At 55.2% G+C, this 12,614-nt stretch carries 19 protein-coding genes and 1 pseudogene; 14 read left to right on the top strand and 6 right to left on the bottom strand.

Translation table 11 applies throughout. From position 1 onward, the window contains the following. Nucleotides 1-39: 39 nt before the first annotated feature. Together WC370_09750 and WC370_09745 are read left to right on the top strand one after the other, a co-directional pair. Nucleotides 40-591, top strand: a complete 552-nt coding sequence (locus WC370_09750; protein MFA5309749.1) for a bifunctional nuclease family protein — start codon at nucleotides 40-42, stop codon at nucleotides 589-591. A 125-nt stretch (nucleotides 592-716) separates the two neighbouring features. Then, a complete protein-coding gene (locus WC370_09745) occupies nucleotides 717-1,016 on the top strand; it encodes a hypothetical protein (protein MFA5309748.1) in 300 nt (99 codons plus the stop codon). Here the strand turns inward: WC370_09745 and WC370_09740 are convergent. Continuing rightward, a complete protein-coding gene (locus WC370_09740; GenBank protein MFA5309747.1) occupies nucleotides 1,013-1,165 on the bottom strand; it encodes a hypothetical protein in 153 nt (50 codons plus the stop codon). The genes WC370_09745 and WC370_09740 overlap by 4 nt on opposite strands. Before the next feature lie 102 nt (nucleotides 1,166-1,267). Between WC370_09740 and WC370_09735 the strand changes: the two genes are divergently transcribed. From WC370_09735 to WC370_09690, 10 genes are all read left to right on the top strand, one after another. After that, complete coding sequence (locus tag WC370_09735; protein MFA5309746.1) at nucleotides 1,268-1,483, top strand: AtpZ/AtpI family protein; 216 nt, start codon at nucleotides 1,268-1,270, stop codon at nucleotides 1,481-1,483. Next, complete coding sequence (locus tag WC370_09730) at nucleotides 1,483-2,448, top strand: FoF1 ATP synthase subunit a (protein ID MFA5309745.1); 966 nt, start codon at nucleotides 1,483-1,485, stop codon at nucleotides 2,446-2,448. Before WC370_09735 ends, WC370_09730 begins: the two co-directional genes overlap by 1 nt. Before the next feature lie 38 nt (nucleotides 2,449-2,486). Next, nucleotides 2,487-2,714 (top strand): ATP synthase F0 subunit C, encoded by a 228-nt coding sequence (gene atpE / locus WC370_09725; GenBank protein MFA5309744.1) that lies wholly within the window; start codon nucleotides 2,487-2,489, stop codon nucleotides 2,712-2,714. A 205-nt stretch (nucleotides 2,715-2,919) separates the two neighbouring features. Then, entirely contained in the window at nucleotides 2,920-3,432 is a 513-nt protein-coding gene (atpF, locus tag WC370_09720) for a F0F1 ATP synthase subunit B (protein MFA5309743.1), read from the top strand. 81 nt (nucleotides 3,433-3,513) lie between these two features. Further along, nucleotides 3,514-4,050 carry an ATP synthase F1 subunit delta gene (atpH, locus tag WC370_09715; GenBank protein ID MFA5309742.1) on the top strand — a complete coding sequence of 179 codons (537 nt, stop codon included), beginning with the start codon at nucleotides 3,514-3,516 and terminating at the stop codon, nucleotides 4,048-4,050. Between the two features lie 185 nt (nucleotides 4,051-4,235). Next, on the top strand, nucleotides 4,236-5,747 hold the full coding sequence (gene atpA, locus WC370_09710) for a F0F1 ATP synthase subunit alpha (GenBank protein ID MFA5309741.1): 1,512 nt from the start codon (nucleotides 4,236-4,238) through the stop codon (nucleotides 5,745-5,747). A gap of 89 nt (nucleotides 5,748-5,836) precedes the next feature. Beyond that, nucleotides 5,837-6,187 carry a DUF3795 domain-containing protein gene (locus WC370_09705; GenBank protein ID MFA5309740.1) on the top strand — a complete coding sequence of 117 codons (351 nt, stop codon included), beginning with the start codon at nucleotides 5,837-5,839 and terminating at the stop codon, nucleotides 6,185-6,187. 220 nt (nucleotides 6,188-6,407) lie between these two features. Further along, nucleotides 6,408-7,262: an ATP synthase F1 subunit gamma gene (atpG, locus tag WC370_09700; GenBank protein MFA5309739.1), complete on the top strand. Its 855-nt coding sequence runs from the start codon at nucleotides 6,408-6,410 to the stop codon at nucleotides 7,260-7,262. Nucleotides 7,263-7,435: 173 nt separating this feature from the next. Further along, nucleotides 7,436-8,833 (top strand): F0F1 ATP synthase subunit beta, encoded by a 1,398-nt coding sequence (gene atpD, locus WC370_09695; GenBank protein ID MFA5309738.1) that lies wholly within the window; start codon nucleotides 7,436-7,438, stop codon nucleotides 8,831-8,833. Then, the gene (locus WC370_09690; protein ID MFA5309737.1) at nucleotides 8,833-9,255 is read left to right on the top strand and encodes a F0F1 ATP synthase subunit epsilon; all 423 of its coding nucleotides are present in this window, start codon (nucleotides 8,833-8,835) and stop codon (nucleotides 9,253-9,255) included. The genes atpD and WC370_09690 overlap by 1 nt, the downstream gene beginning before the upstream one ends. 212 nt (nucleotides 9,256-9,467) lie before the next feature. Here the strand turns inward: WC370_09690 and WC370_09685 are convergent, their stop codons facing one another. Both WC370_09685 and rpsP read right to left on the bottom strand, forming a co-directional pair. After that, entirely contained in the window at nucleotides 9,468-9,695 is a 228-nt protein-coding gene (locus tag WC370_09685; GenBank protein ID MFA5309736.1) for a KH domain-containing protein, read from the bottom strand. Next, a complete protein-coding gene (gene rpsP, locus WC370_09680) occupies nucleotides 9,695-9,961 on the bottom strand; it encodes a 30S ribosomal protein S16 (protein MFA5309735.1) in 267 nt (88 codons plus the stop codon). Before rpsP ends, WC370_09685 begins: the two co-directional genes overlap by 1 nt. A gap of 212 nt (nucleotides 9,962-10,173) precedes the next feature. Here rpsP and WC370_09675 point away from each other — a divergent pair, with 212 nt between their 5' ends. After that, the gene (locus WC370_09675; protein ID MFA5309734.1) at nucleotides 10,174-10,578 is read left to right on the top strand and encodes a hypothetical protein; all 405 of its coding nucleotides are present in this window, start codon (nucleotides 10,174-10,176) and stop codon (nucleotides 10,576-10,578) included. 20 nt (nucleotides 10,579-10,598) lie between these two features. Next, entirely contained in the window at nucleotides 10,599-10,925 is a 327-nt protein-coding gene (locus tag WC370_09670) for a hypothetical protein (GenBank protein MFA5309733.1), read from the top strand. Nucleotides 10,926-10,965: 40 nt separating this feature from the next. Here WC370_09670 and WC370_09665 read toward each other — a convergent pair whose 3' ends face one another. The 3 genes and pseudogenes from WC370_09665 to WC370_09655 form a co-directional block, all read right to left on the bottom strand. Further along, nucleotides 10,966-11,445, bottom strand: coding sequence for a hypothetical protein (locus WC370_09665; GenBank protein MFA5309732.1), 480 nt, complete (start codon nucleotides 11,443-11,445; stop codon nucleotides 10,966-10,968). Between the two features lie 35 nt (nucleotides 11,446-11,480). Then, nucleotides 11,481-11,966, bottom strand: coding sequence for a hypothetical protein (locus tag WC370_09660; GenBank protein MFA5309731.1), 486 nt, complete (start codon nucleotides 11,964-11,966; stop codon nucleotides 11,481-11,483). A gap of 78 nt (nucleotides 11,967-12,044) precedes the next feature. Then, nucleotides 12,045-12,503, bottom strand: a pseudogene (locus WC370_09655) (PmeII family type II restriction endonuclease). Between the last annotated feature and the right edge of the window lie 111 nt (nucleotides 12,504-12,614).

Here is a 12,614-nt window from a genome sequence, read left to right as displayed (position 1 = left end):
TTAAAAATATGGGTGTGATACGGGTAGGGAGGCTTTGCCATGATAGAAATGACGATTGACAGCATTCGTGTTAGTTTGATGAACTACCAGCGGGTGGTGATTCTTAAAGAAAAAATGTCTGACCGCTATCTGCCCATCTGGATAGGCCCGGCTGAAGCTGATGCCATTGCCGTGAAACTCCAGGGGGTGGCCGTGCCCCGCCCCCTTACCCATGACCTGCTCAACTCGGTTATTGATACCCTCGGCGCCGCCGTCAACTCCATTATCGTTAATGATTTGAAGAATGATACCTTTTTCGCCAAGGTTATCCTGGATATAGAAGGCAAGCAGCTGGAGGTGGACTCCCGCCCCAGTGATGCCCTGGCCTTGGCCGTCAGGACCAGTGTGCCCATTTACGCTGACGAATCGGTGCTGGACAAGGCCGGCATCCTGCTGGACGGCGAGACCGGCAAGCCCATCTTCGACGATAAGGATGAGTCCGATGGCAAACCGCCCAGGGTCAACGACGAGGACATGAAAAAGAAAATGTCCGCTTTCTATGATTTCATCAACACCCTTGACCTTGACGACTTCGATAAGCGCAAGTCGTAAGCGCCCCTGTCCCCGCCCTTTAAGCCCCGATGCTAAATCGGGGCTTTTTTGTTTGACAACCCGGTGCCATGAGACTAATATAGGCGTATCCCGGCGGGATAACATAATAATGAGGAGGCGTTATCATGGCGGTTGACGGCACTTACAAAGTGGAAGTTGATACCCCGATGGGCAAGCAGGAACTGACTTTAACGCTAAAGGCGGACGGGGACAAGCTCAGCGGCACTATGGTCAGTGCCACGGACAACGTGAGCTTCACCGGCGGCGCCGTTAAAGGGGACGAGGTCTCCTGGAACGCGGAAGTAAACACGCCTATGGGCAAAATGGCGCTGGCTTACCAGGGCAAGGTAGCCGGTAGCGATATCTCCGGCGAGGTATCGGTCGGCAGTTTCGGCAAAGTACCCTTCAAAGGCAGGAAAGCCTAGCCGCTGCTCTTGTATGGAATGTCAGGCTGAGGCAGTCCCGATAGCATCGGGATGACCGTGTGCATCCGCCCGGGCAGGGGAAAATACCCCGCCGGCTTACCGCCTCCGCGCCGGCTGAGAACGCCGCTTTTCAGCTTTGGTTTAGCCATGTTTCCTTGTGCCTCAGGTACTATATCCTCAAGCCGGGTTTATTTGACCGGCGGTCTCTAGTTCTGATATCATCTTTAAGGCGGGGGCGCAGGGAGGTTGGTATGGGAAAATGGATACCGGCGCTCCGGATAACCGGTATTGGCTTTTATATTGCGACCTGTATCGTCGGGGGGACATTGGCCGGCTGGTGGCTGGGGGGTAAAAGGCCGCTGTTCATGATTATCGGTTTAGTGGCGGGTTTGGTGATTGCCGTTTACGGTGTGTATCGCATGATAAAACCCCTCTTGAAAAATAATCAGAACGAGGAGCACGGCTAGTGACTTCACCCAAGAAGCGCGGCTTTCTAGGCTGTTCGTTTCCGGTTTTAATCATCGGCGCCGTCATCGCTCTGGCGATTGTCGTCATCGGCTTCCTGGCGGGGGGCATCGGGCAGAAACTATTTCCCGGTATCGATCTGCCCTCATGGTTGAGTTCTCCTTCCCCGGCGCCGGAACTTCCCGCGCCGGTACTTTTCCACCTTTTCGGTCTGCCCATTACCAATACCATGCTCGCCGGCTGGATAACCGTCGTTTTCCTGGCGCTGGGCAGCTGGCTGATAACCCGCCGCATGAAGCTCGTGCCGGGCAGGTTACAGGCCGTCTTCGAGTTTGTTTTGGGCTGGATATATGATTTCTGCGTCAGCGTGGCCGGGGAGAAGAACGGGCGTAAGTTCTTCCCGGTGGTCTGCACCATCTTTCTCTTCGTGGCTTTCAACGCCTGGCTCAGCCTGATACCCGGCTTTGGTTCGATACAGATTCATATCCACGGGCAGGAATATGAGCTGCTGCGTGGTTCCAATACGGATTTGAATACGCCGTTAGCCATCGCCCTGGTCTCCTTTGTCTTTGTGGAGTATTACGGGCTGAGGTCTCTGGGCATCAAATACCTTCGCAAGTTCTTTAACCTGGGCGGGTTTTTCCGCAGCATCGGGCAGGTGTTCAGGGGCAAGGTCAAGCAGGGCCTGACCGGGCTGTTCTCCGGCGTTATCGATATTTTCGTGGGGGTGCTGGAAGCGCTCAGCGAGCTTATCCGCATCGTCAGTTTTACCTTCCGTCTCTTTGGCAATATGACGGCCGGGGAAGTCTTGATCATGGTGGCGGCTTTCCTGCTGCCCATGGCCGTGGGTTGGGTAGTTTACGGGCTGGAGTTACTTGTCGGCTTCATCCAGGCGCTGGTATTCAGCGGCCTGACGCTGGCTTTTGTTTCCATGGCCGTTTCTTCTCACGAGGAAGAAGCGCATTAAGGGAATATTATTACGTTACCTAAATAAGGAGGAACAATATGGACCCACAAGCAGTTAAATATTTAGCGGCGGGGCTGGCTATGGGGCTGGGCGCCCTCGGGCCGGGCATCGGCATCGGCATCCTGGGCTACGGCGCTATGCAGGGCCTGGCGCGCAACCCGGAAGCCCGGGGACCTATCATGACCAACATGCTCATCGCCATCGCTATGGCGGAAGCCATCGGCATTTATGCCTTTGTAATAGCTATTATTCTGGCAATCTTATAGCTGTGTCTGGCTAATGATTGTTTTGGGAGAAGATAATATGGAAGATAGCGGACTGCCTACATTTATCATGGTTATCGCCGCGGCGGTCATGGTCATCGGGGTGATGGTGGGACTGGCGGCCGTCACCTGGCTGATAATGCTGCGGTAAACACGGCTACCCGGCGGGTAGGGGTGGGGCAAAGAACGCGCCGCCCGGCCGGGTTATCTGGAGGCTAATGTGGAAGGACTAGGTATAAGCGTACCCACGTTGATAACGCAGGTGGTGACCTTTGTCATCCTGCTGGTGCTGTTGAGGGTGTTCGCCTATAAACCCATCATGCGCATGATGGACGAGCGCTCCCGGCGGGTCAAGGAAAGCATGGCGCAGGCGGAAGCCCTGAAGGCGCAATCGGCAAGGGGGGAAGAAGAGCTGAAAAAACAGCTCGAAGCCGCCAGCCGCGAGGGGCAGGATAGAATCGCCCGCGCCGTCAGGGCCGGGGAAGAGGTCAAGCAGAAGGCGCAGGAAGACGCCAAAAAAGAGGCGGAAGGCCTGGTCACCCGCGCCCGCGCTGAGATTCGGCAGGAGCGGGACGACGCTATTAATGAAGTGCGCCGCGAGTTCGCGGATTTGACGGTGCTGGCGGCGGGCAAGGTTATTGAAAAATCGCTGGACAAGGAAGAGCACCGCCGCCTTATCGACCAGGTACTGGAAGAAAGCAACATCGGTAAAGAAGAATAGCCGGATGTCATTCTGAGGGAGTAAAACGACCGAAGAATCTCGGGGTGGGGTAAGGTGACATAACAATGACGAGTATGGATAATGGCTAATAGTGTTTATGCCCGGCGCTACGCCCAGGCGGTATTTGAAATAGCGCTGGAGAAAAATGAAATGGACCGCTGGCAGGCCGACCTTCAGAGAATAGTCGGTGTCCTCGGCGATACTGACTTTTTGGCCGCCCTGGATAGCCCCAGGATTAAAACGGCGGACAAGTCCCGTTTCCTCAAAGAGCGCCTGTCTGATATTAATCCGCTGGCTTTAAATCTGGTGATGCTCTTGGTTGCCCGGGCCGGCGCGGGACTGATTATACAAGTTGCCGATGAGTACCGGCGGCTGCTGGATAAATACCGCGGCATGGAGACGGCGGAAATCACTACCGCCGTTCCCCTGGATGATAAAGAGCAGGAAGCGCTGGCGGCCAGGCTGGGCGCTGTGCTGGACGCTAAAGTAGCGCTGGAGGCCCGGGTGGACCCGGAAATTCTTGGGGGGATTATCGCCCGGGTGGACGGCAAGCTGCTGGACGGCTCCACCCGCAGCAAGCTGGCGGCGCTAAAAAGAAATTTGGAAGGCAAAGGGTAGCTAAAAACTCCTTAACTCCCTCTTTAAGAAAGAGGGACGAAAGAAAAGTAAATGTATCGTCTCCCTTTACCAAAGGGAGATAGAGAGGGTTTTCAGGGGGTGGGGTGGTGAGAACTAATAACTAATAACTGATAACTGATAACTGTAAACTACAAACTGTAAACTAGCCCGGGAGGTAACCAAGGATGGCGACACAAGGCAAGGATATCGTATCCATCATCAAGCAGCAGATAGAGCAGTTCGGCACGGCGGTGACGCTGGTGGATGTCGGCACTGTCACCGAGATTGGTGACGGCATCGCCCGTATTTACGGCCTGGCCGCGGCCAGGTACAATGAGCTGCTTCAGTTTCCCCATGATATCATCGGTATCGCCCTGAACCTGGAAGAGGACAGCGTTTCCTCCGTTATCCTGGGCGACTATACTCAAATCAAGGAAGGCGATGAGGTCAGGTGCACCGGCCGCATCGCTGATGTACCGGTAGGGAATGCCATGATCGGGCGCGTGGTGGACTCGCTGGGCCGCCCGCTGGACGGCAAAGGCGCTATCAAGACCGACCGCACCCGCCCCGTCGAGCGCGTGGCCCCCAACGTGGTGCTCCGCGCCCCGGTGGATACGCCGGTGCAGACCGGCATCAAGGCGGTGGACAGCATGTTCCCCATCGGCCGCGGACAGCGCGAGCTTATCATCGGCGACCGCTCTACCGGCAAGACCGCCATCGCCCTGGACGCGATTATCCACCAGAAGGGCGGCGACCTAATCTGTATCTATGTGGCCATCGGCCAGAAGGCGTCACAGGTGGCGCGCGTGGTGGCTACCCTGACCGCTCACGGCGCCATGGAGCATACCATCGTCGTCGTCGCCAGCGCCGCGGACTCGGTGGCTTTGCAGTACCTGGCCCCTTACGCCGGCTGCGCTATGGGTGAGGAGTTCATGGAGCAGGGCAAGGACGTTCTCATTATTTACGACGACCTCTCCAAGCACGCCTGGGCTTACCGCCAGCTTTCCCTGCTTTTGAGAAGGCCGCCCGGCCGCGAGGCCTATCCCGGCGACGTATTTTACCTGCACAGCCGCCTGCTGGAAAGGGCGGCCAAGTATGATAAAGCCAAGGGCGGCGGCTCGATGACCGCCCTGCCTATAATCGAGACGCAGGCGGGGGATGTCTCCGCCTATATCCCCACCAACGTTATTTCCATTACGGACGGCCAGCTTTACCTGGAGTCTGATTTATTTAACGCCGGCATCAAGCCCGCCCTGAATGTGGGCATCTCCGTGTCCCGCGTGGGCAGCAAGGCCCAGACCGCCGCCATGAAAAAGGTGGCGGGGCGGCTCAAGCTGGATATGGGCCAGTACCGCGAGGTGGCGGCTTTCGCCCAGTTCGGCGCGGCGGAGCTGGATAAAGCCACGCAGTCGCAGTTGGAGCGCGGTGAGCGCATCCAGGAAGTCTTAAAGCAGGGGCAGTTCGTCCCGGTGCCGCAGGAGCGCCAGGTTATGGTGCTTTACGCCGTCACCAACGGCTACCTGGACGATATCCCGGTGGACAAACTGGCCGCTTTTGAGGTGGAGTTCTATAGATTCATGGAAGCCAGCTACGGGGATGTAGGCAAGTCCATCGCTAAAATAAAAGACTTAAGCGCGGAAACGGAAGCGACCCTGAAAAAAGCCGTCCTGGAGTTCAAGCAGGGGTTTGCCAAATAATCAAAAGGGTGTTCAGCAGGGATATGGGCCTTTTTACCTATAACTTCCCCCTCGCCGCCGGCGAAGAGGGGAACATAGGGGGTGAAGTAATGAAAGAAAAAGATATTGTTTACTGTGGGCTTGTCTGTTCCGAATGCAGCGCGTATATCGCCACGGTCAAGAACGATGATAATCTGCGCCGGGCGACGGCGGAAAGGTGGGCCAAACAATACAATATCCCCGTGATGAAAACATCCGCCATCAACTGTACCGGCTGTGTTACCAAAGGTGTTCAAATGGGTCATTGCGCCACGTGCCAGATACGCACCTGCGCGGAGGAAAAAGGCCTGCAAAACTGCGGCTATTGTGTAACATACCCGTGTGCCAAACTGGAAATGGTTATTAAGCACTACCCGGCCGCTAGAAAGACTTTAGACGCTATAAAAGAAGGGAAAAAATAGAACGGGGCGTCAAAGAGGGGCGCAGCCCCTCTTAAATTCAAAATCCCCCTCGCCGCCAGCGGAGAGGGGGACACAGGAGGAGAGGTCAGACTCCAACGTCATTCCAGCACAGGCTGGAATCCAGGGGTAAGGGTTGGGGGCTAACAAACCCTCGCCCTTGATGTAATAGGGTAGGGTGAAAAAATAGCTGATATTCGGCAATATAGTGAGGTTTTGAAACTTGCCTGATATACGTAAAGTGCGCCGCCGCATCAAGAGCGTTCAGAACATCGCCAAGATAACCCGGGCGATGGAGATGATTGCCGCCTCCAAGATGCGTAAAGCCCAGGACCGCAGCCTGGCCGGGCGGCCCTATGCCCAGAAAATAGAGCAGGTCATCGCGGACCTCGCCGCGCTGCCGGATATCGGTTTGCAGCACCCGCTCTTGCAGCGCCGCCCGGTGGAGAAAATCGCCGTGGTGCACATCACCCCGGACCGGGGACTCTGCGGCGGGCTTAACGCCAACCTCAACCGCCGCCTGGCCGGTTTCATGCTGGAGCAAAAAGTCCCGGTGGAGGTGGTGGCGGTGGGGCGCAAGGGGCGCGAGTTTGCTTCGCGCAGCAATTGCAACCTCTGCGCCGAGTTCACCCAGCTCGGGGACTCCCCCGCTTTCCTGGATATCCTCCCCATCGCCAATATCGTTATCAAGGAATATACGGATAAGGTCATCGATAAGGTGTATCTTTCCTTCGCCGGTTTTATTTCCACGCTGGTGCAGAAGCCGGTCATGAAACAGATATTGCCCGTGGAGCCGGCGGTGATACCGGGCGGGCAGAACGTGGACTATATTTACGAGCCGGACGCGGAAGAGGTGCTGGGCGGCCTGCTGCCCCGCTTCGTGGAGATGGAAATATACCACGCCATCCTGGAATCCATCGCCAGCGAGCAGTCGGCCCGGATGGTGGCCATGCGCAACGCCACCGATAGCGCCAACGAGCTTATCGGGGATTTGACCCTGCTGTATAACAAGGCCAGGCAGGAGTCCATTACCCGCGACCTGCTGGATATCATCGGCGGGGTGACGGCGCTGGAGTAATAAATATACCATGTTGTCATTGCGAGGAACGAAGTGATGTGCCTGCACGCTGAAGTGCGTTATGGCACGCAAGCGTGGCAATCTCAATCATCGGCTTATTCCGGTGTAAGGGACAGTCGAGTTTGACTCGCAGTAAAAGAAAATATAGTTTAACATAAAGCAGTGAGGTCGCTATGGCTATAGGAAAAGTGGTACAGGTAATCGGCACGGTGGTGGACGTCGCCTTTCCGCCGGATGAACTCCCCGCCCTCTTTAACGCCCTGGAAATCCAGAGCGGCGCGGAGAAAATCGTCCTGGAGGTGCAGGACCACCTGGGCAATAACTGGGTAAGATGCCTCTCCCTTTCCCCCACGGACGGCCTGGCGCGCGGCGCTGAAGCCGTGGATACCGGCGCGGCGCTCAAGGTCCCGGTAGGGAAGGAAACTTTAGGGCGATTGTTCGATGTCATGGGCTTGCCGCTGGACGACCTCGGTGCGGTCAAGGCTAAAGACAAATGGCCCATCCACCGTTTGCCCCCCTCCTTCGCCGAGCAGGAGACCTCCACCCAGGTCCTGGAGACCGGCCTGAAAGTGGTCGACCTTATCGTGCCGTTCACCCGGGGCGGTAAAATCGGGGCTTACGGCGGCGCCGGCGTGGGCAAGACCATCATTATCCAGGAGCTTATCCGCAATATTGCTACCGTCCATAGCGGATTTTCCGTTTTTACCGGCATCGGCGAGCGTTCCCGCGAGGGCAACGATCTCTGGCGGGAGATGAAGGAGTCTGGCGTTATTGACAAGACGGTGATGGTCTTCGGGCAGATGAACGAGCCGCCCGGCGTGCGCCTGCGCGTGGGGCTGACCGGCCTGACCATGGCCGAGTATTTCCGCGATGAAGAAGGGCAGGACGTCCTGCTCTTTATCGATAATATCTACCGCTATACCCTGGCCGGTATGGAGGTCTCCGCGCTTTTGGGACGTATGCCCTCGGCGGTGGGCTACCAGCCCACGCTGGCCACGGAAATGGGCGAGCTCCAGGAGCGTATCACTTCCACCCGTAAGGGCTCCATTACCTCTTTCCAGGCGATATATGTCCCCGCCGATGACTACACCGACCCCGGTGTCGTGACGACATTCGGGCACCTGGACGGCGTGGTGGCGCTGGAAAGGTCTATCGCCGAGCAGGGCCTTTACCCCGCCGTCGACCCCCTTACCTCCACCTCCCGCATCCTTGACCCCTCGGTGGTCGGGGAGGAGCATTACCGCGTCGCCCGTGAGGTGCAGCGCGTTCTCCAGCGCTACAAGGATTTGCAGGACATCATCGCCATCCTGGGCATCGAGGAGCTTTCCGAGGAAGACAAGCAGTCCGTCGCCCGGGCGCGCCGCATCCAGCGGTTCCTCTCCCAGCCCATGTTCGTCTCGGAGGTCTTTACCGGCCGCCCCGGCAAGTATGTCAAGGTGGAAGACACCGTGCGCGGCTTCAAGGAAATCCTGGAAGGCAAGTATGATGACCTGCCGGAGCAGGCTTTTTACATGGTGGGCGGCATCGAGGAAGTGGCGGAAGCCGCTAAAAAACTGGAGGCCGGGGCCTGATGCCTAGCTTTAAGATTGATATCGTTACCGCCGAGCGTATCGTCTATTCCGCGGAAGTGGAGGCCGTTATCGCTCCCGGCGCGTCCGGACAGCTTGGCATTCTGCCCCACCACGCCCCGCTGATGACTATCCTCCAGGCCGGCGAGCTGGTGGTGCGTAAAGGCGCGGACGAGCAAATCATCGCTATTTCCGGCGGCTTTCTGGAGGTGCGGCCGGACCGCGTTATCGTCCTGGCGGACCAGGCGGAGCGGGCGGAAGAAATTGATGCCAGCCGCGCCGAGGCAGCCCGGAAACGCGCCGAGCAGCATCTGGCGGAAGGCAAAACTGCCGGAGCGGACGCCGCCCACGTCGAGGCGGCGTTGCGCCGCGCTCTGGTAAGGCTTTCCGTGGCGGAGAAGGTGAAGTCCCGCCGCAAGCTTTAGCCAATAGCCTCAGCTCGTGGTGAGTGAGCGATTTTACCGCCATCCTGCCCTATCCCCCTAAAAAACTAAAGCCCCGATGTTAATCGGGGCTCTTTTTACCTGTTGGCACAATTGCCGTGCGCTGTCAGTCTCTCTGCCTTAAGTTTTAAGAGGCACAAAGGGTAAACATGTAAAGAAATTACATATTACCCCCGGATTCCCGGGAGTTTTTGTTACATGATTTCCAGGCGGACCCTGGTCTGGGCCTTGGCGGCCTTGACCCGGAGTAAAGTGCGCATGGCCTGGGCTATCTGGCCTTGCTTGCCGATGATTCTGCCTTTGTCGTCATCGGCGACACGCAACTTTAGTGTGATGCCTTCTTCGTTGGTTTCTTCTTCGACATTCACTGCATCCGGCTCATTGACAATGGACTTGGCAATGTACACAACTAGGTCTTTCATCACTTCTCCTTGACTGGTTTGAACTTTTCCATGATACCTGCCTTACCCAGTAGTCTGGCAGTGGTGTCTGTCGGTTGTGCGCCCTGCTTCAGCCAGTGTAGTGCCCTTTCTTCTTTGATGACGATTGTTTCCGGTTCCGTGCGGGGGTCAAAATGTCCGATAATCTCCACGGACGCCCCGTCACGGGGTGCCCGGCTGTCAACTACTATTACCCTGTAGCTTGGTTGTCCCCTGGCCCCCATACGCCGAAGTCTGATTTTTAGCATGTACTCCTTGACCTTCTAGTTTGAAATCTTTTACGTAGCTATTATGCACTATAACTCCATGCCTGTCAATGGGATAGGGGAAAAATGTTACGTTTCCGCCGCTTCCGGTATTCCGTCGGCTTGCCAGCAGGCTTTTTTTGGATATTGTCCGGGGTGGTATTTAGTGTTACAATACCCGCAGGTTGTATAATTAGACCGGGAGGGTTGCCGGCATGCATAACCATTCTAAAGTAGGTGGAATCCTTACCATCGTCTCCGGGGGGCTGGGGGTGCTATTGAGCCTGTTTATTATCCTGATGGCGGTTGTCCTGCTGGTGGTGGGTGTGGACGCGGACAGCATTCGTTATAACTACTATCATGATTTTGACGAGGATATCCTCACGGTTGTCTTTTTCATTTACCTGATGTGGGGGATTATCATGGCTTTACTCAGCGCCCTGGCGATAGTAGGCGGTATCTTTGCCCTGCGCAAAAGGGTCTGGGGGCTGGCCCTGGCCGGGTCTATCGCCGGCACGCTTACCTTTTTCCCCTGCGGCATACCGGCTATAATCTTTACCGCGATAGGTAAAAAGGAGTTTATCCCGGCGGCGCAGAGCGCGCCGTCGCCCGTTCAATAATTACCGGAAAGAGGTTTACCATGGGTCTTTTCTCTTTTTTCAGGAACATGTTCAGCGGGGAAGACGAGGATGAGCGGGAGTTGGATGCCGCCCGCGCCCGTCACGGCATTGTCGTGGACGAGAGACCGGAGCTAAAAAACAAGCCGGAAGCGGAGCGCTTTGCGGAGAACTATGATGTCTGGGAAGATATAGACCGCTACCGTTCCACTTTCTTTTTCGGCGGCTACCTGGCCAAAAAGTTCCGCCCCGTCGGCGAGGAAAAGGTCAGGAAACAGCTGGCGGAGCTGGAGCAAAAGCGGCTGGCGGATGAAGCTAAAAAGAAATTGGAAGGGGAAGGGGAAAAATAGTTCCCCCTCTCCCCTTCACCCTGATCTCTAATCCCTCTACTTAAAGCTTGGTAAGCTGGTCTATAAATATGGTCAGCGGCACGATAACGCTTAGCGCCCCCACCGCCCCCACCATCACCGATAAAAGATTGTACCTCGTCTCGTAGCTCTTGAAAATGGAGCCGTCATAATACTGGTCCACACCCTCGTCTTTGTACAGCTTCATCAGCCCCTCGTTGAGTTTGGCGCGCTGTTTTTTGTTGTTGGCTAAAGTGCGCACGGCGTAGCAGTCGATGACGATGATAGCCAGCAGCAATACGAACATGATGATAGTTGGGGTGGTGTTGAAGGTGGCGTTGCTGCTGATACCGAGGAGACTGGAATACTGGCCGAGGTCCGGCGTGACCGTGCTGAACGCGAATCCCATGGCCAGGGAGAACAGTATCAGCGTTACCACGATCGCCGTGATAACCATTTTCGTGTCCAGCCGCGTGGCCACCTTGAGCTCTTTACTGACTTGCTCGAAGATTCTCTCTTTCATGCGCGCCTCCTTTATTCGTTGATGACCGGTGGCTTTTAGTAGCTCCCCGTTGCCACTTTGTTGATAAAGACGACCAGCGGCAGGATGACCCCCACGCTCGCTATACTCCCCAAAATAACGGCATAGATATTGCGCCGTGACTTGTAACTTGTTAAATTGGTATCGTCAATATACTGGCTTAAGCCTTCTTCCTGGTATAATTTTGCCAGTTTTTCCGCCAGTCCTTCTTTCCTTTTTTTGCTGCTGAAAAGAGCGGCGATGGAAAACCAGTTCACGCTGATGATAGCGGCCAGGCTCACAAACATTATGATTACGGCGTAGGTTTGTACGAAACGCGTGATTTCGGGTGTGTAACTATTCGTCATATAGTGATAATTCTCGTTGGTGGTACTATAAGAAAAGCCCAACGCCAGCCCGGATAATACGAATGTGACAATTATGGCGATGATGGTAATTGTCGTGTCAGTACGTGATGCCTGCTTTAAATCGTCGGTAATCTGCTCTTGAATTTTCTCTTTCATGCGCGCCTCCCGCTAAATAATTTGGCTAATGATAGGCGTAAAGGGGGAGGTTTGTCAAATTTGGGGGGATAGAAGGAATTAGGGTTTTAATTTTGAGGAATTGAACTGGACTAATGCGTCCCAGTTTATTTTCCCATCAACAACGAATTTTTTGCTGAACTCTATGGTGAACTTATTGACGATTTGCGCGTATTTTTCATTGAATTCATCATTTTTTTCTTTGGCTGAATATCCGAGAGGTTTGATTAACTTCACGTATAAGTCTGTATTTCCGGAGATAAATTCCCAGAACTCTTGACCGCAATATTTGTAGTAATCCCCTTTATCTGGTTTGGAATCCCTGCCGTAACAACAGCCATTAATCGCAACAATATTGATTTTAGAATTACCGGTATGAATAGTCCTTTTTGCTTTAAGAAAGTCATCCCTCATTTTCCTGATCTGGCTGCTGTTTCCCCAGTTAGGGCCTGACTTGATAGCTACAATGTAACGCACATTATCTTTGTTAAATTCCAAGTCTATACCTTGAGTTGTGGATTTCCAGCCTTGATGACCTTACCCCATTCTTAGTGCCATCTGCATCTTAGCGTCTTCCGGCTAGTTCTATGAAATCCTGGGGTGCCAAGCCGCCCAATGAGCTATGCGGCC

Source organism: Dehalococcoidales bacterium (genome assembly GCA_041652735.1).
Lineage (GTDB): Bacteria > Chloroflexota > Dehalococcoidia > Dehalococcoidales > RBG-16-60-22 > RBG-13-51-18.
This window is presented reverse-complemented; position numbering and strand designations above follow the sequence as displayed.